Below are 21,394 nucleotides of genomic sequence, written 5' to 3'. Positions count from 1 at the left end.
TGTGACGGCGTGATATGACGGAAGGGCATGCATGGTCCTGATCCGAAGAACCCGCACCCGATGGCCGGCTTTCCACAGGTCTGCTTCGTCCGCAACACGGTGAAGAGCCCGAACATCCTCGTCGGCGAGTACACGTACTACGATGACCCGGAAGACTCCGAGAACTTCGAACGCAATGTCCTGTACCACTTCCCTTTCCTCGGCGATCGGCTGGTGATTGGGCGATTCTGCGCGATTGGGCGGGGCGTGAAATTTATCATGAACGGCGCAAACCACAAGCTCATGGGGATCTCGACGTATCCGTTCTTCGTCTTCGGGAATGGGTGGGAAGCGGCCGCTCCTGAGCCGGGAGAGCTTCCGTACAAGGGGGATACGGTGATCGGAAACGATGTGTGGTTAGGGTATGAGGCGCTGATTATGCCGGGCGTGACGATTGGGAACGGCGCGGTGATTGCGGCGCGGTCGGTGGTGATTGCGAATGTGCCGGCCTATGCAGTGGTTGGTGGAAATCCGGCGAAGGTGATTCGTCGGAGATTCGATGAGGAGACCGTCGCCCGGTTGGAAGAGATCGCGTGGTGGGACTGGCCGGTGGAGCGTATCTCGGCGAACGTGGCGAAGATTGTGGCAGGGGATGTGGAGGCACTGGCTGAGGCGTTTCACACCGACCGGGGCGATAAGCTGGGATAGCCATGCCTCTTCCGCGCACGTTCGACGATTTTCATGCCAACCATGCTGTGCTCGACAACCTGCGGGCGGCGATTGCTTCGGGGCGGTTGCCGCACTCGATGATCTTGCTGGGACCCCGAGGGGTGGGCAAGTACACGTTGGCGGTGATGCTGACGATGGCGCTGGAGTGCGAGCGGCAGCCTCGCGAGGTTTCCGGGCGAGGGCTGCCAGAGGGGGAGACGCGCGAGCTGGCGAGGTTCTGCGGGGAGTGCCGGAACTGCACGCGGATCGCGGAGTGTGCGGACCTGAGCGCGCGGGTGGAAGAGGCGATCGCTACGCGCGAGGAGATGAAGTCCGAGACGGACAAGCGGGAGACGCGGGTGCTGGTGCAGACGCATCCGGATGTGCTGATCGTGCCGCCCGATCCTCCGCAGCTGATGATCAAGCTGGGGCAGATTCGAACTGTGATCCAGAGGTCGCATTATGAGCCGACGGAGGCTCCGCGACGAGTGTTTGTGTTTACTTCGGCGGCGTTCATGAAGGAGGCGGCGAACTCGCTGCTGAAGCTGCTGGAGGAGCCGCCGAACCAGGTTCACCTGATCCTACTGGCGGAGAACCTGGGCGAGCTATTGCCGACGATCCGGTCGCGGTGCGCAGTGGCGCACCTGGGAGCGATGTCGGTGGAGGAGATTACGGCGCTGCTGGCGGAGCATCGGCGGGAGCTGAAGGGCGCGGAGCGGGAGCTGGTGGCACGGCTGAGTGAGGGAGCTCCGGGGCGGGCGCTTGCGTTCGATCTCGCGACCTATGCGGCAGCGCGCAACGACGCGCTGACCATCTTGCAGACGGCGGAGCGGTCCGGTGGGATGCAGGATCACTCCGTGCTGTTCAAGATGACGGAGAGCTACCGCGCGGGCGCGGAGGGCCAGGAGAAGACGACTGCCCTGTTGCGGGCGCTGTCGTCGGTGCTGGAGGACCTGCTGCTGCTGAATGCTGGCGTACCGGACCGTATCCGCAACGTAGATAAGCGAGCCGAGCTGGAACGGATGGCCGCAGGGTTCGACTACCCGTGGATTGAGGCCGCGGTGCGGGCGATGGACCAGGTGCAGAGCGGGATGCGACGCAATCTGCTGCGATCCCTGAGCCTGGATGCGATGGCGGTGGGGCTTGAGAGCGTCCGGTAAGCCAGTTTCGACAGGATGCCCCTAGAAACGATCTGTGTCACGATTAATAGATGGTTTCGATGGCGGGACTGTGGGAATCCCGGATATCGCCACCACAGATTTCTGCATCCTACGGCCAGCACTCATTTCATGCGGAGATACCAGAAGGCTTGCGGGCCGGAACTTCGCCTGCCGGTAGTAGCTTTTTGTTTCAAGGGAGAACGACCGTTGACCGACGACAAACGCAGCAGCCGACGCGATGACACGTTCAACGGAACGCGGAAGCTGATCAGGCCGCGCCTTCCGCTGGGCAGCCTGCGGCACGACCCCTCGCACGGTGAAGATCCTCTGACGCACGCGAACGCGCAGGAATCGCTCTCGTCGCCCGAGAGCACGCATGCGGAGGCGTTTTATTTTCAGAAGCAGATCCAGCAGCAGACGGAGATGACGGTGGTGCTGGACGATGGCGAAGAGCTGCACGGGATCATCGAGTGGTTCGACCGGTTTGTGGTGAAGCTGCGCACGGGCAAGAGCCGGGTGTTGATCTATAAGTCGAGCATCAAGTATCTCTTCAAGGCCTCCGAAGCGCAGCCGCGCATCAGTGTGATGAAGTAGAGGTACACGCCGCGGCGGGATCCAATTGCTCGCGGCCCAGGTCTGATTTGCCCGAAACCCTCCATCTTTATGCCGATCAGGCGGACGATCTCGCCCGCGCCGCAGCGTTGCTGCGCTCGGGTGGGCTAGTCGCGTTTGCCACCGAGACGGTGTACGGTCTGGGAGCCAATGCCCTGCTACCGGAGGCGGTAGCGGGAATCTTTGCGGCGAAGGGGCGACCGGCATGGGACCCGGTGATCGTGCATCTGGCTTCGCTGCAACAACTTGAGGTGGTGGCGCAGGTCCCTGTGGAGTTGCAGGCAAGGGTTGCCGCACTGGCAGCGGCATTCTGGCCCGGACCGCTGACGCTGCTGCTGCCCCGGTCTGCGGCCATTGGAGATGCGGTGACTGCGGGCCGGCCGTTGGTGGGAGTGCGGATGCCGGCGCATCCTGCGGCACTGGCGCTGTTGGCTGCGGCGGAGGTTCCGGTCGCGGCACCAAGCGCGAATCGCTTTGGGCACACCAGCCCGACGACCGCGGAGCATGTGCTGGCTGATCTCGAGGGCCGTATTGATGCGGTGCTGGATGCCGGGCCGAGCGCGATTGGCCTGGAGTCCACGGTGCTCGATCCGACGCAGACGCCGATGGTGCTCTACCGGCCGGGAGCTGTGTCTGCGGAGGAGCTAACAGAGGTGACGGGGATTGCGGTGGAGGTTTATGTTCCCCCTGCAACCTCCTCGAGCGATGAGCCTTCGTCGCTGCCCTCACCGGGAGTGGGGATTCGACACTATGCTCCACGGGCGCGAGTGGTTCTCGTCGCTCCGGATGAGGAGGATCTTACGCATTCGCTGCTGGAGGCTGTTGTAGCTGAACAGCAGGCTGGCGGTCTCGTCGGGATGCTCGTTCCGGATGGCTGGGCGATTCCGCCTGGATCGCCATTTTTTGCCTGGGGAGATTGGGCTGACCCGCAACAGCTGGCGGCGGGATTATTTGCCGGCCTTCGAGAGCTCGACGATCGCGGGGTCGATGTCATCGTCGCCCCCATGCCGCGGGAGGGTGGTTTCTATGACGCCATTCGCGACCGGCTGGCCAAGGCGGCGCGGACGAGGTAGCGGGGCCGCGCGTCCGGGTGGCCATCCAGATTGCCTTGCTACGCTGCCAAAATGGAGCCTATCCACTGAAAGTGTGCCCCGTTTTCCACGGCAGGCTCTTTTCCGCAGGCCTATACTCCCCCCATGCAGGCGGCCGAGATCGAGTTGAAGTTTTCCGTCGAGGATCCGGTCTCCTTCCGATTCTCGGCCTTACGCGCTGGATTCCAGCTGGTCACGGAACGGACGCTCGAGACGAATATTCTCTACGACACGCCCGACCGCCAGCTCCGCGTGAAGAAACAGATCCTGCGGCTGCGGGACTATAACGGCCACCACGTAATGACGCACAAGCGTACGGCTGCGCCTAGCGAGCTGGATGCTCGATTCAAGACGCGGGTGGAGACCGAGACGGTGGTCGACGACGGCGACGCGATGGCAGAGGTGTTTACCCAGCTCGGGTATGGGCCGGTGTTCCGCTACGAGAAGTTCCGGACGGAGTTTGCGCTGGATGCAGGACACCTGGTGCTGGACGAGACGCCGATCGGCGTGTGGGCCGAGCTGGAGGGTGCGCCGGAATGGATCGACGCCATGCTGGAGCAGCTGCAGGTGGATCGCGAGCGGTGCTCGACGGATAGCTATGGCAAGCTGTTCGAGCGTTGGAAGGACGAGACGGGCAGCGACGCGGAGAACCTGACGTTCGATGAAGTTCATGCGGTGGCGCTGGCGCACTGACCGGAGTTAATGAGCAAACAGAAAGGCCCACCTGATTGGCGGGCCTTTCGCGTTTCGGGATTCGGCTAGAAGATCTGGAAGTTTACTTCGACGTACAAGTCCACCTTCACAGGTTTGCCATTCTGCATGGCAGGCTTGAACTTGTATTGGCGGACGGCCTCGACGGCTTTCTCATCCAGACCCATCCCCACGCCGCGAACCACCTTGACGTGGCTGGGATTTCCCTGCTCGTCCACGATGAGGTAGACCTGCACGTTGCCGGAGAATTTGGCCTTGCGAGCCTCTTCGGAGAACTCCGGCTCCACGGAGAAGGTGAGTTGCGGGGCCTTGACCGTGCCGCCGATGTGCATGACACCGCCGCCGGTGTTGCCGCCTGATCCCGGTCCGATGCCGGCGCCGTTGCCGGAACCGATGCCCGTCCCCGTGCCATTGCCCAGCGACGCCCCTTTGAGGTTGGAGTTCGGCATGCCCAGGTTCGGCATGTCGTTGTTGGCCATCTTGAGGTCTTTCTGCATGATGACCGTGGGCTCGATCTGGATCTTGGCAGCCTGGGTGGGGGGGGCCTTGGGCGGGACGATCTGTTCCTGCGCAAATTTGGGCAGGCGGCCCTGGGTGACCGGACCAACGTCATGCTGACCACCGCCGCCGCCGATGCGGTCGGCTCGTGGGAGCACGGGAGGCGGCGGAGGAAGGGTGAGGGAAACGACTTCCTTCTTCTCCGGAGCGACGGTCTCGACGACCTTCTTGCCAACGACGAAGAGGATCGCCAGGGCGATGGCGATATGGATGCCGGCGGCGATTGCCGTGGAGACGGGGTCGCGCTTGGTCGCCATGGGGTCGGCGACCGCGATGGGGGTGGACTCGAGCACGAGCGGAGGAAGCTTGGGCGCAAAGAAGATGTCGCGGACGTTTTCGATCAGCGACTGAAAGACGCCTGGCTCTTTGATCTCGCCGGCGAGGTGTGGCGCCTCGGCCTGTGCATGCAGGGTTTCCTGCTGCGGATTGTCGGGAGGAGAGATGGTTTCAAGGGGCATAGTGTGCGGCTTGGGGAGCGACGGGCTCGGGGGAGGTTCCTTTCCGCTAACGGAGCTGCAGCGCTCTGAGCTTTTCTGCTGGCTTCCAGACAGTGGGGGCCGCTCTTGAACATCCGAGGTTATTGTACAAATCTTTGGCCTCGTGATGCTGTACGTGATTAGACGCAGGAAGTTCAGTGGAAGTTTTTAAGGTGCCACTCTGGGTTCCGCCCGTTCGAAAAGCCTGCTGCCGGGGATGCGGTGCGCAACCGGTTTCGGGCCGCTTCCCGACTACAATAAGGGTTTGGCTGCCCGGCGGCAGCGTTCCACCGTGGAGCCACGCCGGGTTATGCCTGACCTGCAGGAGACGAAACGAGCAAGCGGATGGCAGACGGCGAGAAGAACAAGGGTCTGAAGGGAACATTGAACCTGCCGCGGACGGATTTCGCCATGAAGGCGAATCTTCCGCAGAACGAGCCCGCGCGGCTGGAGGGCTGGGAGAATACCGGCCTGTACGACAAGATTCGCGGGCTGTACGCCGAGGGAGCGTCCCGTGCCGGCGCGCCAAAGTACATTCTGCACGACGGCCCTCCATATGCGAACGGAGCGATCCATCTGGGCCACGCACTGAACAAGTGCATCAAGGACTTCGTGGTGAAGACGAAGACCATGGCCGGGTTCGATTCGCCATACGTCCCGGGCTGGGACTGCCATGGGCTGCCGATCGAGATCAAGGTAGACGAGCAGTTGGGCGGCAAGAAGCTGGAGATGGACCCGGTGGAGGTCCGCAAGGCGTGCCGCGAGTACGCGGCGAAGTACGTGGACCTGCAGCGCTCTCAGTTCAAGCGGCTGGGGGTGTTCGGGCGCTGGGACAAGCCGTACCAGACGATGGACTTCGGCTACGAGGCGAAGATCCTCGAAGCGTTTTACGGGTTTTACGAGAAGGGCTTCGTCTACAAGGGGCTGAAGCCGGTGTACTGGTGCACGCATGACCGCACGGCACTGGCCGAGGCGGAGGTGGAGTACGAGCAGCACACCTCGCCGAGCGTGTATGTGCGGTACAAGATGACTAGCCCCTCACCAAAGGCCAGCCACGCCATCGCATCCAAGCCTGTCGACCTTAGCGGTCCGACGTACGCGATTATCTGGACGACGACCCCTTGGACGTTGCCAGCTTCAATGGCAATTGCGTTCAATCCGGAGATCGAATACGCCCTGGTGCGACCTGCGGACGGTGCCACCTACATTGTCGCGTTGCCTCTATTAGGGCAGACGGCAATTGCCTGTAATCTGGGCCCCTTCGAGATCGTTGGCTACCTAGGCGGCGATCAACTGGAGTACGCAACCTTCCAGCATCCGTTCCTGGATCGTTCGATCCTGGGCGTCAACGCGGACTACGTCACCACCGAGCAGGGTACGGGTGCGGTGCATACGGCTCCCTCGCATGGCCCGGATGACTTTGCGACCGGCGTGAAGTATGGCCTGCCGCTGGTGTGCAACGTCGATCCGCAGGGCAAGCTACGCAACTACGATGGCATGCCGTTCGACGGGATGTTCGTGCAGAAGGCGAACTCGGTCATCATCGAGCTGGTGAAGGAGCGCGGCGCTCTGATGGGCCGCCACGACCTGGTGCACTCGTATCCGCACTGCTGGCGGTGCCACAAGCCGCTGATCTTCCGCGCGACGGAGCAGTGGTTTATCTCGATGGAGACGCCGGTGCTGTCGTCCAAGGAGACGGTGCAGACGACGTTCCGCCAACGCGCGTTGGATGAGATCGCGCGCGTGGTGTGGGACCCGGCGTGGGGGCAGGAGCGCATCAGCAACATGATTGCGACACGCCCGGACTGGTGCATCTCACGGCAAAGGATCTGGGGTGTGCCGATCGCGGTGTTCCTGTGCGAGAAGTGCCATGAGCCGCTGAACGATGAGGCGATCAATAAGTCCATCGTGGAGCTGTTTGCGAAGGATGGCGCGGATGCCTGGTACGTGAAGGATGTTGGCGAGCTGCTGCCTGCGGGCACGGCGTGCAAGAGCTGCGGAGCTTGCGCCGGAGATGCGGGCATGCCGTTCCGCAAGGAGATGGACATCCTTGACGTGTGGTTCGAGTCGGGGGCGAGCTGGCATGCGGTGCTCGAGGTAGAGCCGGAGCTGAAGTTCCCTGCTGACTTCTACGTTGAGGGCGGAGATCAGCATCGCGGCTGGTTCCACTCCTCGCTGCTGTGCGCTGTTGGGATGCGCGATGCCGCACCGTACAAGATTGTCGCGACCTGTGGCTGGACGCTGGATGAGCAGGGGCGGGCGTTCTCGAAGTCGCTGGGCAACGGTGTCGATCCGGTCGATATCGCGAAGCGGCTCGGCGGCGAGATCATAAGGTTATGGGTGGCCTCCGTCGATTTCCGCGAGGACGTGGCCGCCAGCGAGAACCTGATGCAACGCGTGAGTGACAACTATCGCAAGCTGCGCAATACGCTGCGGTTTCTGCTGTCGAACTTCGCCGATTTCGATCCAGCGAAGCATGCTGTGCCGTTTGCGCTGATGCAGCCGCTCGATCAGTACATCCTGGCGCGTACGGCGGAGCTGGATGCGGCGATTCGCAAGGCATACGACGAGTTTGAGTTTCATCGCGCGTACCAGGCGCTGAACGAGTTCACGAACACGGACCTGAGTGCGCTGTATCTCGACGTGGTGAAGGACCGGCTATATACGTACGCTCCGGATAGTGCAGGACGGCGCAGCGCGCAGACGGCGATGTGGCGGATCGCGGAGGCCATGACACGGCTGATCGCGCCGATCCTGAGCTTTACCGCGGATGAAGTGTGGCAGCACCTGCCAAAGGTCGAAGGGCGAGCGGAGAGTGTGCACCTTGCCCTGTTCCCTGCCATCGACGAGATCGTGCCGGGATCGGTGGAGAGGCTCGAGAAGGACTGGGAGCAGTTGCTCGGCGTGCGTGAGCTGGTGAATCTCGAGCTCGAGTCTTTGCGCAACGCGAAGGCCATCGGCAAGGGACTGGATGCGGCGGTGACGGTGATCGTGACTGAGGGCTCGCCGGAGCAGGATGTGCTGGTGAAGTATGAGTCCGCGCTGGCGGAGTTCTTCAATGTCTCGCAGGCAAGTGTGCAGGCGGTGGGAGCGACGAAGGATGCGGCAGCGGTGATCATCGAAGCGAAGGTTGCCGAGGGCGTTAAGTGCGAGCGCTGCTGGCGCGTGGTGCCGGATGTTGGCATCGATTCCCGGTGGTCCACCGTGTGCGGGCGATGCGCTGAGGCGCTGGATGCAGTTGGTTTTGCAGCGACGAACGGGGGCGCGGCCTAATGTCTTCGACCTCGACCCTGCGGCGCGATGCGCGTCCGCTGCTCTTCGTTCTCTCAGCGCTGGTGATTGTGCTGGACCGGATCTCGAAGCTCTGGGTGGTGAAGCATATCCAACCAGGGCGCGCGATTGTGGTGATCCCGCGCGTCTTCCGGATCACGCATGTGCTCAATACGGGCGCGGCGTTTTCGATGTTCGACGAAGCGAAGAACCCCGAGACGGTGCGCTTCATGCTCATTGGCTTCTCGCTGATCGCTGCGCTGGTCGTCGTGGGCCTGCTGTGGAAGCTGGGGCGCACGATCAACGGCACTGCGATTGCACTGGCGCTGATTCTTGGTGGCGCCATCGGGAATCTCTATGACCGGTGGAAGCTGCAACACGTCGTGGACTTCCTCGAGGTGCACATTTACCACTACCACTGGCCGGACTTCAACGTGGCGGACTCGGCGATTGTTGTCGGGGCGTGTCTGCTGCTGATCGAGATGCTGCGGCCACAGAAGAACTAGGGCCAAGGGCTCAGGGCCAAGGGTTCAGAGAGCAAAGAACAGACAATATTGAACGACAAGATCACAATTCGGGGAGCACGGACACATAACCTCAAGGGCATCGATGTGGACATTCCGCATGGTGCGCTGACGGTGGTGAGTGGGGTTTCGGGCTCGGGCAAGAGTTCGCTGGCTTTCGACACGGTGTATGCCGAGGGGCAGCGGCGGTATGTTGAGTCGCTGTCAGCGTATGCGCGGCAGTTTTTGGAGCGCATCGAGAAGCCGGATGTGGACTTCATGGATGGGCTGGCGCCAGCGATTGCGATCAAGCAGAAGAACCAGACGCGCAATCCTCGCTCGACTGTGGCGACGGCGACTGAGATCTACGACTACATGCGCCTGCTGTATGCGCGTTGCGGCACGGTGACGTGCCTGCACTGCGGCGGCATCGTGCGGCGCGACACGGTGGATGAGATCGTGACGCGGGTGCTAACGCAGCCTGAGGGCACGCGGGTGTATGCGCTCTTCCCTATCTTCCGTCGCGAGGTGAAGCTGGAGTCTCTGAATGGTGTGGCTGCGCCGGAAGGGTTGGAGACGGAAGGCGAAGAGCCTGCTCCGAAGAAGCGGGCCACGAAGAGCGTTGCAGCGAAGAAGGCCGCCAAGGTTGTGAAGGGCGCGAAGAGCGAGGCTGATCCGCTGACCGATGCGTTGCGGGATCGGCTGGGCGAGCTGCGGCGGCGCGGATTCAACCGGCTTTGGCAGCTTGAGTCGGGTGCGGACCCGCGTGGGAAGATTGTGGAGTTCTCGACGCCGGAGTCGCTGCTGGAGTTGGACTTTGTGGCGGCCGAGGGCGATAACCCGGAGCGGCCGATCTTTGTTCTGATCGATCGACTTGCGCTCTCGGCCGAGATCCGCTCGAGGCTTGTGGATGCGATCGAGACGGGCTATCGCGAATCGGGAGAGATTGTATTTCGCACGATGCCGCGCGAGGACACGGAAGAGCCGAGGGTGTTGAGGTTCTCGTCGGCGTTCACGTGCGTGGATTGCCATAGGGCGTACCGCGAGCCAGAGCCACAGCTGTTTAGTTTCAACAACCCTTATGGAGCTTGCCCACGCTGTCAGGGTTTTGGGAACACCATCGACTTCGATCCGGGGCTGATTGTTCCTGACAAGTCAAAGACGCTCGATGAGGGCGCGATCGATCCGTGGACGAAGACCAAGTACCGCGCCTGGCATGGCGAGATGAAGCGTTCGGCGAAGGCCGCTGGGATTTCTATCGATGTGCCGTGGTTCGACCTGACGCAGGCGCAGCGGGACTTCCTGTGGGACGGTGGCCGTGGTTGGGCCGGCGTGCGTGGCTTCTTCGCGGAGTTGGAGCGCAAGAAGTACAAGTTGCATGTGCGGGTGTTCCTCTCGAAGTATCGCGGCTATGCCACGTGCTCGGACTGCAAGGGCCAGCGGCTGCGAGCAGAGGCTCGCGCTGTGGTGATGGCAGACTATGTGTCGGGTGGGACGAAGAATATCTGCGAGGCTTCGTCGCTGACGATTACCGAGGCGAAGAACTTCTTCAATGCCCTGCAGCTATCGCCTTCGCAAGAGGAGATTGCGGGCAAGATTCTCGAAGAGGTGCGGCAGCGGATCGGATTCCTGGAGCAGGTAGGGCTCGAGTACCTGACGCTGGATCGGTTGAGCTCGACGCTGAGCGGCGGTGAGTCGCAGCGCATCCAGCTGGCGAGTTCGCTGGGCTCGCGGCTGGTGGGTGCGTTATATGTGCTCGATGAGCCGTCGATCGGGCTGCACACGCGGGATACAGCGAAGCTGATCCACATCCTTGAAGACCTGCGCGACCTGGGCAATACGATCATCGTGGTCGAACATGATCCCGATGTGATCCGCGCAGCTGACTATATGTTGGATCTGGGGCCGGGAGCGGGTGAGCTGGGTGGCAAGTTGCTGGCCGCGGGGACGGTCGATGAGATCAAGAAGAGCGACGCTTCCATCACGGGGCGTTACCTCAGCGGGCGCACGCAGATCGCGGTGCCGAAGCATCGGCGCGAGCCGGGCCGTGAGACGTTGATCCTGCGGGGTGCGCGGGAGCATAACCTGCGCGGGGTGGATATTGAGATTCCGCTGGGCATGCTGGTCTGCGTTACTGGCGTATCGGGCTCGGGTAAGTCGACGCTGGTGCACCAGGTGCTATATCGCGCGCTGGCACAGTCGCTGGGACAAGGCGAAGAGGGCCAGAAGGATCTTCCGGCGCATCTGTTCCGCGAGCTTACGGGTACGCAGTTTCTCAACGATGTGATCCTGGTCGACCAGTCGCCGATTGGGCGCACGCCGCGATCAAATCCGGTGACGTACATCAAGGCCTTCGACGCGATTCGCGAGTTGTTCGCGTCGCAACCGGATGCCAAGCGCAAGAGCCTGACGGCGGGGAGTTTCAGCTTCAACGTGCCGGGTGGGCGATGCAACGTCTGCGAGGGCGATGGCACGGTGACGGTGGAGATGCAGTTCCTTGCCGACGTGGAGCTGCCGTGCGAGGAGTGCAACGGCACACGCTATAAGGCGGCGATCCTCGAGGTGAAGTACAAGGGCAAGAACATCCACGATGTGCTGGGCATGACGGTGCGCGAGGCTCTGACGTACTTTGCCGGGCACCCGAAGATCGTGGACAAGCTGGCCGTGCTGGACGAGGTGGGGCTGGGCTATGTGCGGCTGGGCCAGTCGGCGACGACGCTTTCGGGCGGCGAGGCGCAGCGCGTGAAGCTGGCGACTCATCTTGCCAATGCGCGCAGTGGAGCTTCGGGTGGTGCGGTGGGCGTGCGCGGCGAGGCCAAGCGGGCGGCGAGCCGGGTGCTGTACATCCTTGACGAGCCGACTACCGGTCTGCACTTCGAGGACGTAGCGAAGCTGCTGGCGGCATTCCGGAAGCTGATCGATGGCGGCGGTTCCCTGCTGGTGATCGAGCACAACCTGGATGTGATCAAGTGCGCGGACTGGGTGATCGACATGGGTCCGGAGGGTGGATCGGGCGGCGGCACGGTGGTCGCGACGGGCACGCCCGAAGACATTGTGAAGGTGAAGGAGTCTCACACTGGGTACTGGCTGGCGCCGGTGCTGAAGGGCGAGATCTCGCCGCGGGCTGCGATCAAGCAGGAGCGCGCGGCGAAAGAGCAAGAGGTAGCGTAGTGGGTCGGTTGGCAATGAGGTCGGGGTTGGGCGCGGCGTTCGTCTTCTTCGCGGGTGCGGTTTTCTCGGTAGCGCAGGCTCCTCCTCCGGGAGCACACCGGGCAGATGAGGTGCGTGAGGACCCGACGACGCAGACGTTACGTGAAGCTGAGGCCGCGCTTGAGAAGGGTGACTTCAAGACCGCCGAAGGCAAGCTGCAGGAGCTCGCCGCCAAGCAGCCCAACGACTCGCAGGTGCTGTACGACCTGGGCTATGCGCAGGAATCGAACGACGAGCGGGATGCGGCGGCGAAGTCTTACGCGGCTGCGGTGGCTGCCGATGGCGGGCTGGCGCAGCCGAGGCTGGCGCTGGGTCTGCTCGAGGCGCGTGTGGGCAAGGCAGACGAGGCTCGGAGCCAGCTGACGGTGGTCGCCGGAATGAAGACCGCTGCCCCGGATCTTCGTGGGCGCGCGCTTAGGGCGCTGGCGCGGCTGGATGCTTCGACCGATCCCGCTGCGGCCTCGGATGAGTTGCTGACGGCGGTGCGGCTGACGGGAGAGCTGTCAGGAGACTCCGCGCTGACGGCCGAGCTGGCCGAGCGCTCGGGAGATCCCACGGACTCGGAAACGGCCTATCGGCGGACGTTGGCGGTCAATCCAGCCGACGTGGATGCGACTGCGGGGCTGGCGCATGTGCTGGTGAAGCTGGGCCGCAACGCCGATGCGGAAGCGGTGCTGAAGCCTGCGCTGGAGAAGCACGCGGACGACCCGCGGCTGGTGGCGCAGATGGCTTCCGTGCTGGCGGCAGAAGGCAAGACCGCTGAGGCGATCCCGCTGGTCGAGGGATTGCGGGAGCGGTCGCCGGAGTTTGCGGCGGATCCCGCAATGACGCGGATGCTGGCGCAGCTGTACGGGCTGGCCGGCGACAATGCGAAGGCGGAGCCTCTGTACCGGCAGCTGGTGGCGGCGAACCCGGGCGAACCCGCGCTCAAAGATGCGCTGGGAGGGCTGCTGGTGAAGGAGCAGAAGTACGCCGAAGCGCAGCAGGTGCTGGCTCGCGCGGTGGCGCAGCGGGCCGGGTTCCAGAATGATACGGATTGGGGAGAAGCTGCAGGACATTTGGCGTTCGCCGCCTCCAGGAACAGCGATCCTAAGACCACGTTGCAGGCCTTGTCTGCGCGTGCTACAGTGCTTGCCGAATCGCCAGCTTCGTTATTCCTCGAGGCAACCGCGTACGATACGTTGCATCAGTACCAGCAAGCGGCGAAAGCATATCGGGCCTTTCTGGCGATGGCGAACGGCAAATTCCCCGACGAGGAGTTTGAGGCGCGTCATCGGCTGGTAGCACTGAAGTCGACGAAGTAGGAAATCGGCTCCGTCGTCACCAACAAGGCGTCACCCCGGGAGGTGCGCTATGGTCGATCGGCAGTTTGTGGGAATCTCACCTCGGGCCAGTTCGTGGGCAGGACTGGGACTTGCTTTGGGCCTCTTTGTAGCGGGCGCGCCCTGTGCGCTGGCGGCCTCCGCACCGGATGAGGCGATGCTGGACGCACCGGCGCTGGCGCTGCTCGAGCAGCGGGCTGATGAAGCCAAACCCCAGGAACAATGCTTCCTTTACACCGAGGTGCTGCACGGCCTTACCGAGGCCGCGGGCAGAGCCATGGCTGCGGGAGATGAAGAGAAGGTCGCAGCGACGATGGGGCGGATCGATCGCGTGATGCATAAGATCGACGCGGCTTCCGCGGGCAACGCGAGGCGGCTGAAGAACGCCGAGAAGCTGATGGAACATACGCAGCAAAGGCTCTCGGACATGGCGCGCGCAGCCACGGCCGAAGAACGGGACGCCGTCCAGGCTTCGCTGACGCAGCTCGACAAACTGCACGCGACGATGCTGCGGCTGGTGTTCTCGCGGTGAAGCGGTTTGCTCGAGGGCTGGCGATGCTGCTTGCCGGCGTTGTGCTGGCTGGCTGTGTGGCGGGTCTGCGGGCACAGGCTACGGAGGGTGTGCTCAGCGAGAAGGAGGTCGACTCGCTGCGGGATTCGGCCTACGAGCCGCTGTCGCGCATTGCGGCGTATGTCAAGATCCTCGATGACCGGCAGCGGTGGATCGACGAGTTGCTGCATGGACGCCAGCATGTTTCCACGGCTGAGGATCTCCATGATGCGATGGACCAGTTTGGACAGATTGCCGACGAGCTGAATGACAACCTCGATCAGTACGGGCAGAAGCACCGCGATGTTCGCAAGGAGTTGCCCAAGCTGGTGGAAGCGACGGAGCGGTGGGCGAGTTCTCTGCGGGCAGCAGTGGACGACGAGCACTACAACGTGGTGCGGCGCATCGCGCTGGACGCGGTGAAGGACACGCGGCAGATTGCCGACCAGATGAAGACCGAACAGGAGGCGTACTTCAAGGCGCATCCTGATGCGGAAAAGGCCGAAAAGGCGAAGCGGGGCGATCCGCATGCGCCGATGGCGGGTCGTGAGCCATAGTTCGCAATGGGTTTCATCGCGTGAACGGGGTACAGGATGCGCGGGGGCCCAGCGTGTTAACCTCGAAAGAGCGTGCCGACCGTACTTCCCCCCGTCTCTGAAGCTGTGTATGCGATCTTCGCGGAGGCGTATCGCGATCTCCGCCCTCGGGCTCCGATGCCGCCAATGGAGATCAAGTTCCGCCGCTTCACGAGCCTGAACACCACGATCCGTCTACGTGAAGGCCAGCTGATCGTGCGGCTGTCGGACCTGCTGGAGCACGCGCCCGAGACGATCCACCAGGCCATTGCACACATTCTTCTGGCGAAGCTCTACCGCAAACCAATTGCCCCGTATCTCGCCGACCGCTACCGCCGCTACACGCAGTCCGAGCCGGTGGCGAAGCAGGCGGAACGCATTCGGCAGGATCGTGGGCGGAAGCGCATTACGACGGCGAAGGGGCGCGTGTATGACCTCGACGAGGTCTTCGAAGCGGTGAACAAGCGCTTCTTCCATGGCCTGCTGGGACGGCCAACGCTGACCTGGAGCGAGCACGTGGCGCGGCGGATGCTAGGCCACTATGACGCGGCGCACAACACGATCGTCGTGAGCAAGGTGTTTGATAAGCCGGGGACGCCGCGGTATGCCATCGAATACCTGCTGTACCACGAGATGCTGCACCTGAAGCATCCGGTGCGGGTGCGCGCGGGACGGCGGTGCGTGCACTCGCGCGAGTTCCAGGCCGAGGAGAGGTTGTTCCCGGAGCTGGCGTTGGCGCGGGAGTATTTGAAGCGGCTATAAGTCAGGATCTCGCGGCGACGCTGAGATCCTGCAAATCCACATCTCTTCGAGATATGGGGCACCCGTTTCCTTTCGCGCTAAGCTGTCGCTTCCCTTGCCTCTGGAGGCAAAGGTACTGGCTCGATGGCAAGGTTCTTTCGCGAAGCCACGGCAAGGGCGATGCCGAAGAGCACGCTGCCCAGTGAGGCTACCTGCGCATTCGACATCGTATGGTGGAAGTAGAGCCTGGGGTTGACGCGGACGAACTCTACGAGGAAGCGCCCTACGCCGGCGAGGGCGAGGTAGAGGCCGGTCATCCAGCCTAGGGGGCGAGCCTTCGCGGCGAGCGTCCAGAGCAGCCAGAAGAGCAGCAAGCCGAAGAGGAGCTCGTAGATGGGCGTGGGCTGTACGGCGGCTGTGGGCGGCGTGGGGACGACGAGGGCGCGGTGGTACTGGTCCGGGCCAGTCATCATGTGCACGCCCCACGGGAGCGTGGTGTTGACGCCGTAGTCGCCGTCGCCCGAGGTGAGGCAACCGATGCGGCCGATGCCGTAGCCGAGTGCCGCCGCGGGGGCGGCGAGGTCGAGCATCCGCATCGCTCCACGCAGACCAGTGAGGCCGTTGGGCTTTGTGGATGCGCCGCAGGCCATCAGCGTGGCGATGGCGGCGAGCAGGCCGCCGTACCACGCGAAGCCGGCCTGGAACCAGCGCAGGAAGTCCATCACCATATCCAGGGGGCGATGCCAGCCGGGCAGCATGATGAGGCGCCAGGATTCGGCGAGCTGAGCTGGGTCTTCGAGTTCGTGCCAGGCCTTGGCGCCGAGGATTCCGGCTAGCACGACGAGGGCGACGACATTGAGAGCATCAGTCGCAACACCGTTGCGAACGAAGTTCTTGTGGAGGACGATGGTCGCGCAGACAGCGGCGACCCACAAGAGCAAACCGAAGGTGCCGATGTGGATCGACCCCAGATTGAGATACGGATACATGCGTCTTCAAGTATACGGAGCGTGCGATCAACGGAGCACGATGTTCGAATAGCGCTAGTTTTCCTCAGCGGGAGGGTCGCTTCGCGGCGGTTCTTTCGCTAGGCTTGATTCGTTATGGCCACGCCCCCCCTCCCCCCGTACCTTGCGCCCGCCTCCATGGACATTCTTTTCTCGAAAGATCAGATCGCGGAGCGCGTTGCGTCAATTGGCAAGCAGATCTCGGAGGAGTATGCCGGGCAGTCGATCGTGCTCATCGGCGTACTGAAGGGCGCGGCGATTTTTCTTGCCGATCTTGCCCGGTCCATCACCGTGGACAACACCTTCGACTTCGTCGCGGTCTCGAGCTATGGCCGGGCGCGCGTTTCGTCGGGCGCGGTGAAGCTGATCAAGGACATCGACAACCCGATCGAGGGCAAGCACGTGATCATCGTCGAGGACATCCTCGATACGGGTCTGACGCTGAGCTACCTGCGGCAACTGATGCTGCAGCACAAGCCGGCGTCGCTGAAGATTGCGACCTGCCTGGACAAGCCGGAGCGCCGCCTGGTGCCGATCGAGGCCGACTATGTGTGCTTCCAGATTCCGAACCGGTTTGTGATTGGCTATGGCATGGATTATGCCGAGCGCTATCGCGGCATCGATGACATTCGGCTGTACCCGGATACGCCTCCGGGACATTAGGATTCGGCGTACCACGTACGAGCAGCAAAAGGCCGTCCATTGAGGGCGGCCTTTTGCTTGGCGTGTGGCTGGCTACACGATCTTGAGCTTTTTCTGCAGCTCTTCGAGGGAGACCTGTTTGGTCTCCGGGAAGAAGAAGAGCACGACGATGAACTGCAGAGCCATCATCACTGCGAAAAAGACGAAGGGCGCCCCGCCCCCGGACTTTGCAGCTACCAGCGGAAACGCATACGAGACGATCGCGTTGAGCACCCAGTGCGTTCCGGAGCCGAGGCTCTGGCCCTTGTTGCGGACGCGGGTCGGGAAGACCTCGCTGATGTAGACCCAGATGACGGCGCCTTGGGAGATCGCGAAGAACGCGATATAGGCCACCAGCGCCCAAACGAGAAGGTTCTGATGGCTGTGGGTGGAAAAGATTATCGCGACGAAAGCCAGGCACGCTGTTGTTCCGACCGCGCCGATAAGCAGCAGAGCCTTGCGGCCGAGTCTATCGATCAGCAGCATGCCGAGAAACGTGGCGAGCAGGTTCATCGTCCCGATGGCCACGGCCTGCATGTTGGCTGACACCTGGCTGAATCCAGCGGCCGCGAAGATGTCGTTGAGGTAGTAGAGGATCGCGTTGATGCCGCTAAGCTGATTGAACGCCGCAACGGAGAAGGCGAGAAACATTGGGATCGCGTATCGGAAGCGGCCGTTTAGACGCTCAAAGAGGCTGGCTTGCCTGCCGGAGATCTCGAGGTGAAGCGACTCCTTGAATTCGTCGATCTCGGCCTGCGAGTTCGGCGAGCCCATGAGCTCGAGAACCTCGCGAGCTTCATCGAAGCGGTCCTGCGTAGTGAGCCAACGCGCAGAGCGAGGGATGGTATAGAGCAGCACCATGAAGATTGCCGCCGGCAATGCGGCGACCCCGAGCTCCCAACGCCATTCGATGGCGCCAAGGTGGGCGAGACTGATGAGGTAGTTGGACAGGTAGGCGAGTAGAATGCCGACGACGATCATGATCTGGAATGTGCCTACTAGACGGCCGCGGATGTGGGCGGGAGCGAGCTCGGCGATGTAGACGGGGCCGAGTACGGAGGAGCCGCCGATGCCGAGTCCGCCGAGGAAGCGCGCCGCGAGGAAGATGCCCCAGGTGGGCGCGAACGCGCAACCGATAGCGGAGAGCAGGTAAAGCACCGCGGTCAGGCGGAGCATCTCTCGCGAACCGTACTTCTGGCCGAGCGCGCCTGCGGTCAAGGCGCCGATCACGGTTCCCCATAGCGCGATGGAGACGGTGATGCCTAGCTGGGAGACGGTGTGGCCATGCCAGAGAACGTTCTGGAGGTGGAAGGTGCTCGTGAGGCCGTGGTTGGCGCCGGCGATGACCGCGGTGTCAAAGCCGAAGAGCAGGCCGCCGAGTGCGCCGACCATGGTGCTGCGAAGAACGTAGGAGTTGAGTTTCATGTCGCCTGCGAAAGATGGAGTCGGGACATTCTCTCTACAACGCAAGGATTGAGCAAGAGACGTCCGTCAAGGGTGTGATAACGCTATCAGATCATTCCGCGCATACACGTAAGTGGCCGGGAGGGTAGCATCGAGCTGGAACCAGAGAAATCAGCGAACGAGTGGAGGGCCCAACGGTGCGTTTTGGGACGTGGTGCGTGGCGGCGATCGGTCTGGGCATGTTGGGCGTTGGGGCGGCGGTAGCCGAGGGGCCGGGCGGCGGCGTATCGCGGACGCTGGCGAAGGAGCGAGCAGCGCAGGTGAGTGACGTGCGGTATGGTCTCGAGTTTGCCGTCGCGGCGCATGCCAGCGTCCTTCCCGGCCGGGAGACGCTACGATTTACGTTGCCGCCTGAGGGCGCGCGCGAGGACCTCGCGCTGGATTTCCGCGATGGCGTGCTCCACTCAGCGATGCTGAATGGAGCGCCGCTTGGCGTCGCGGAGACCGACGGCCACCTGATGCTTCCCGCGGCGCGGCTGCGCGCTGGCGACAACGTCGTGGAGCTGACCTTTGGCACGCGGGTTGCCGCAGCTGGAGCGGCGATCACACGCTTTGAGGATAAGGACGACGGCAACGAGTACCTGTACTCGCTGTTCGTTCCGATGGACGCGAGCATGGCGTTTCCGTGCTTCGATCAGCCGGACCTGAAGGCAAAGTTCACGCTGCAGATCGATGCTCCGGCGGCGTGGACGGTGATTGCGAATACGAAGCCGGACGTGAGCCAGTCGCGCGAGGGGCAGCAGCGGTGGATCTTTTCGGAGTCGAAGCCTATCTCAACGTACCTTTTCGCGTTTGCTGCGGGACCGTGGGCAAAGCTGGCGGGACAGCCGGGCGAGCCGGATCTCTACGTTCGTGCTTCGCAACTCGCGAAGGCGAAAGTTGAGGCTCCGGCGGTGCAGAAACTTACTGCCGAAGGCCGCACGTGGTTCGAGCAGTACTTCGCGCAGCCATATCCGTTCCCCAAGTACGATCTGCTGCTGGTGCCGGGCTTCCCGTTTGGGGGCATGGAGCATGCAGGCGAGACGTTTCTGAAGGAAGAAAGCGTGCTGTTCCGCGTGGCGCCGACGGCGACCGAGCGGTTCAATCGCGATGTGACGGTGCTGCATGAGCTGGCGCACCAGTGGTTCGGCGACCTGGTGACGATGCGGTGGTTCGACGACCTGTGGCTGAAGGAGGGCTTCGCGCAGTACATGGCGTATAGCGCGATGGCTTCGCTGCATTCGGAGACGAACCCGTGGAAGCACTTCTACGAGAGCATCAAGCCCGCGGCGTATGGGATCGACGAAACCGAAGGCACCACGCCGATTTACCAGGACGTGCCGAACCTGAAGGACGCGAAGAGCGCGTATGGCGCGATTGTTTATCAAAAGGCACCGTCGATCTTGAAGCAGCTGGAGTTCCGGCTGGGGCATGAGGCGTTTCGCGATGGGTTGCGGATCTATCTGCGCGAGCATGCATATTCAAACGCGACATGGGCGGACCTGGTCGATGCGTTTCATCGGGCGAGTGGGCAGGATGTGAAGAGCTGGGCGGATGCGTGGGTGTTGCGGCGTGGCATGCCGGAGGTGTCCGTCAGCTGGAGCTGCAATGCGCAGGGCAAGCTTGCGAAGCTGACGCTCTCGCAGCAGGATGTGCTGCCGGATGGATTTACGTGGCCTATCGCGAATGAGGTGCTGCTGGCGCCTGCGGATACTAAGGGCAAGGCTGAGACGCTGCGCGTCGACTGGGCGACGAAGAGTTATGAGGTGCGCGCAGCTGTGGGGCGCCCATGCCCCGCTTATGTCTTCGCGAATGCAGGCGACGAGGGCTATGGACGATTTCTGATGGATGATGGCTCGCGCGCAGCACTACAAACGCGGTTGGTAGCAGAGCGTGCGAGCTTCGATCCTCTGCTGCGCAGCATGCTGTGGGGAGCGTTGTGGGATCAGGTCCACACGGTGCGCTGGGCACCGCGTGAGTACGTGGCGATGGTCCAGAAGAGTCTACCGAGTGAAGAGGATCCCGACCTTGCCCGGGCGCAGGGATCTCACGCCATCACAGCGATGCATCGGTATCTGAGTGCGAGCTCGCGGCAGCCGCTGGCTGCGGCGTTGGAAGCTGCGATGACGGATCGCATGATGCATGCTCAGAGCACGGATCTGGCACTGATTCACTTCCGGCTGCTGACTTCTGCTGCGGAGACGCCTGCAGCGCGAGGGACGCTGAAACAGATGCTGGCGGGGACACTGAAGGTACCGGGCGTCGAATTGCGTCCGCTCGACCGGTGGAACCTTGTGGGCAAGTTGATTGCATTGGGCGATGAAGATGCGGCGCGGATTCTTGCTGACGAGCAGAAGCGAGATTCCTCAGGTGATGGGCAGAAATATGCGTGGGCACTCGCAGCGGGCACCCCGGATGCTACGACGAAGGCGAGCTACTTTGCGGCGTATCAGCAGCTGCCTGGGTCTCCCGGAGCGAAGCCGGAGGACTGGATCACGCAGAGCCTGGGGAGCTTCAATGCGTGGAACCAGACGGAGTTGACCGCGCCATATCTTCGTCGTGCGCTCGATCAGCTGCCAGAGATCAAGAGGGACCGCAAGATCTTCTTCCTGGGCGGGTGGCTGGGCGCGTTCCTGGATGGGCAGACGAGCGCGGCGTCGCTGGAGGTGGTGAAAGAGTGGACGGCGCAGCCGGGGCTGGATCCGGACCTGCGGCGCAAGGTGATTGAGAACGCGGACGAGCTCGAGCGCACCGTGCGGATACGGACGAAGTATCCGGAATAGGACGGTAAAATACT

Annotated in this window: 17 protein-coding genes; 14 read left to right on the top strand and 3 right to left on the bottom strand. The window is 62.8% G+C overall.

Going from position 1 to position 21,394, the window contains the following annotated elements; translation table 11 throughout:
- Positions 1–27 precede the first annotated feature (27 nt).
- From AC5E6W_RS11595 to AC5E6W_RS11575, 5 genes are all read left to right on the top strand, one after another.
- The gene (locus AC5E6W_RS11595; RefSeq protein WP_491752449.1) at positions 28–687 is read left to right on the top strand and encodes a Vat family streptogramin A O-acetyltransferase; all 660 of its coding nucleotides are present in this window, start codon (positions 28–30) and stop codon (positions 685–687) included.
- 2 nt (positions 688–689) lie between these two features.
- Complete coding sequence (locus AC5E6W_RS11590) at positions 690–1,847, top strand: DNA polymerase III subunit (RefSeq protein ID WP_491752448.1); 1,158 nt, start codon at positions 690–692, stop codon at positions 1,845–1,847.
- A 207-nt stretch (positions 1,848–2,054) separates the two neighbouring features.
- On the top strand, positions 2,055–2,441 hold the full coding sequence (locus AC5E6W_RS11585) for an RNA chaperone Hfq (protein ID WP_491752447.1): 387 nt from the start codon (positions 2,055–2,057) through the stop codon (positions 2,439–2,441).
- A gap of 47 nt (positions 2,442–2,488) precedes the next feature.
- Complete coding sequence (locus AC5E6W_RS11580) at positions 2,489–3,532, top strand: L-threonylcarbamoyladenylate synthase (RefSeq protein WP_491752446.1); 1,044 nt, start codon at positions 2,489–2,491, stop codon at positions 3,530–3,532.
- Positions 3,533–3,655: 123 nt separating this feature from the next.
- Positions 3,656–4,243 (top strand): class IV adenylate cyclase, encoded by a 588-nt coding sequence (locus AC5E6W_RS11575; protein WP_491752445.1) that lies wholly within the window; start codon positions 3,656–3,658, stop codon positions 4,241–4,243.
- 65 nt (positions 4,244–4,308) lie between these two features.
- On the opposite strand, the gene AC5E6W_RS11570 is transcribed toward AC5E6W_RS11575, so the two are convergent.
- Positions 4,309–5,277: an energy transducer TonB gene (locus tag AC5E6W_RS11570; RefSeq protein ID WP_491752444.1), complete on the bottom strand. Its 969-nt coding sequence runs from the start codon at positions 5,275–5,277 to the stop codon at positions 4,309–4,311.
- A 363-nt stretch (positions 5,278–5,640) separates the two neighbouring features.
- Here AC5E6W_RS11570 and ileS point away from each other — a divergent pair, with 363 nt between their 5' ends.
- The 7 genes from ileS to AC5E6W_RS11535 all read left to right on the top strand — a co-directional run bounded on the left by ileS (position 5,641) and on the right by AC5E6W_RS11535 (position 15,487).
- Positions 5,641–8,568, top strand: a complete 2,928-nt coding sequence (gene ileS / locus AC5E6W_RS11565) for an isoleucine--tRNA ligase (protein WP_491752443.1) — start codon at positions 5,641–5,643, stop codon at positions 8,566–8,568.
- On the top strand, positions 8,568–9,071 hold the full coding sequence (gene lspA / locus AC5E6W_RS11560; RefSeq protein ID WP_491752442.1) for a signal peptidase II: 504 nt from the start codon (positions 8,568–8,570) through the stop codon (positions 9,069–9,071). The genes ileS and lspA overlap by 1 nt, the downstream gene beginning before the upstream one ends.
- A gap of 48 nt (positions 9,072–9,119) precedes the next feature.
- Entirely contained in the window at positions 9,120–12,239 is a 3,120-nt protein-coding gene (uvrA, locus tag AC5E6W_RS11555; protein ID WP_491752441.1) for an excinuclease ABC subunit UvrA, read from the top strand.
- Between the two features lie 14 nt (positions 12,240–12,253).
- Positions 12,254–13,582: a tetratricopeptide repeat protein gene (locus tag AC5E6W_RS11550; RefSeq protein WP_491752501.1), complete on the top strand. Its 1,329-nt coding sequence runs from the start codon at positions 12,254–12,256 to the stop codon at positions 13,580–13,582.
- Between the two features lie 115 nt (positions 13,583–13,697).
- Positions 13,698–14,132 (top strand): hypothetical protein, encoded by a 435-nt coding sequence (locus AC5E6W_RS11545; protein WP_491752440.1) that lies wholly within the window; start codon positions 13,698–13,700, stop codon positions 14,130–14,132.
- The gene (locus tag AC5E6W_RS11540; protein WP_491752439.1) at positions 14,129–14,707 is read left to right on the top strand and encodes a hypothetical protein; all 579 of its coding nucleotides are present in this window, start codon (positions 14,129–14,131) and stop codon (positions 14,705–14,707) included. Before AC5E6W_RS11545 ends, AC5E6W_RS11540 begins: the two co-directional genes overlap by 4 nt.
- A gap of 156 nt (positions 14,708–14,863) precedes the next feature.
- The gene (locus AC5E6W_RS11535; protein ID WP_491752500.1) at positions 14,864–15,487 is read left to right on the top strand and encodes a M48 family metalloprotease; all 624 of its coding nucleotides are present in this window, start codon (positions 14,864–14,866) and stop codon (positions 15,485–15,487) included.
- 77 nt (positions 15,488–15,564) lie between these two features.
- On the opposite strand, the gene AC5E6W_RS11530 is transcribed toward AC5E6W_RS11535, so the two are convergent.
- A complete protein-coding gene (locus AC5E6W_RS11530; protein ID WP_491752438.1) occupies positions 15,565–16,455 on the bottom strand; it encodes a prolipoprotein diacylglyceryl transferase in 891 nt (296 codons plus the stop codon).
- Positions 16,456–16,569: 114 nt separating this feature from the next.
- Between AC5E6W_RS11530 and hpt the strand changes: the two genes are divergently transcribed.
- Complete coding sequence (hpt, locus tag AC5E6W_RS11525) at positions 16,570–17,136, top strand: hypoxanthine phosphoribosyltransferase (protein WP_491752437.1); 567 nt, start codon at positions 16,570–16,572, stop codon at positions 17,134–17,136.
- A 72-nt stretch (positions 17,137–17,208) separates the two neighbouring features.
- Here the strand turns inward: hpt and AC5E6W_RS11520 are convergent, their stop codons facing one another.
- A complete protein-coding gene (locus AC5E6W_RS11520) occupies positions 17,209–18,579 on the bottom strand; it encodes a sugar porter family MFS transporter (RefSeq protein ID WP_491752436.1) in 1,371 nt (456 codons plus the stop codon).
- A 176-nt stretch (positions 18,580–18,755) separates the two neighbouring features.
- Between AC5E6W_RS11520 and AC5E6W_RS11515 the strand changes: the two genes are divergently transcribed.
- On the top strand, positions 18,756–21,380 hold the full coding sequence (locus AC5E6W_RS11515; protein ID WP_491752435.1) for a M1 family metallopeptidase: 2,625 nt from the start codon (positions 18,756–18,758) through the stop codon (positions 21,378–21,380).
- The last annotated feature ends 14 nt before the right edge of the window (positions 21,381–21,394 follow it).

It is taken from the genome of Bryocella sp. (genome assembly GCF_058498515.1).
Note: the sequence above shows the minus strand (reverse complement) of the source record. Positions and strands in the feature narration are given on the sequence as shown.

Coding starts and splice junctions, on each gene's coding strand:
- AC5E6W_RS11595 (WP_491752449.1), top strand. CDS start 28: ATGCATGGTCCTGATCCGAAGAACCCGCACCCGATGGCCGGCTTTCCA.
- AC5E6W_RS11590 (WP_491752448.1), top strand. CDS start 690: ATGCCTCTTCCGCGCACGTTCGACGATTTTCATGCCAACCATGCTGTG.
- AC5E6W_RS11575 (WP_491752445.1), top strand. CDS start 3,656: ATGCAGGCGGCCGAGATCGAGTTGAAGTTTTCCGTCGAGGATCCGGTC.
- AC5E6W_RS11570 (WP_491752444.1), bottom strand. CDS start 5,277: ATGCCCCTTGAAACCATCTCTCCTCCCGACAATCCGCAGCAGGAAACC.
- ileS (WP_491752443.1), top strand. CDS start 5,641: ATGGCAGACGGCGAGAAGAACAAGGGTCTGAAGGGAACATTGAACCTG.
- lspA (WP_491752442.1), top strand. CDS start 8,568: ATGTCTTCGACCTCGACCCTGCGGCGCGATGCGCGTCCGCTGCTCTTC.
- AC5E6W_RS11550 (WP_491752501.1), top strand. CDS start 12,254: ATGAGGTCGGGGTTGGGCGCGGCGTTCGTCTTCTTCGCGGGTGCGGTT.
- AC5E6W_RS11535 (WP_491752500.1), top strand. CDS start 14,864: ATGCCGCCAATGGAGATCAAGTTCCGCCGCTTCACGAGCCTGAACACC.
- AC5E6W_RS11530 (WP_491752438.1), bottom strand. CDS start 16,455: ATGTATCCGTATCTCAATCTGGGGTCGATCCACATCGGCACCTTCGGT.
- hpt (WP_491752437.1), top strand. CDS start 16,570: ATGGCCACGCCCCCCCTCCCCCCGTACCTTGCGCCCGCCTCCATGGAC.
- AC5E6W_RS11520 (WP_491752436.1), bottom strand. CDS start 18,579: ATGAAACTCAACTCCTACGTTCTTCGCAGCACCATGGTCGGCGCACTC.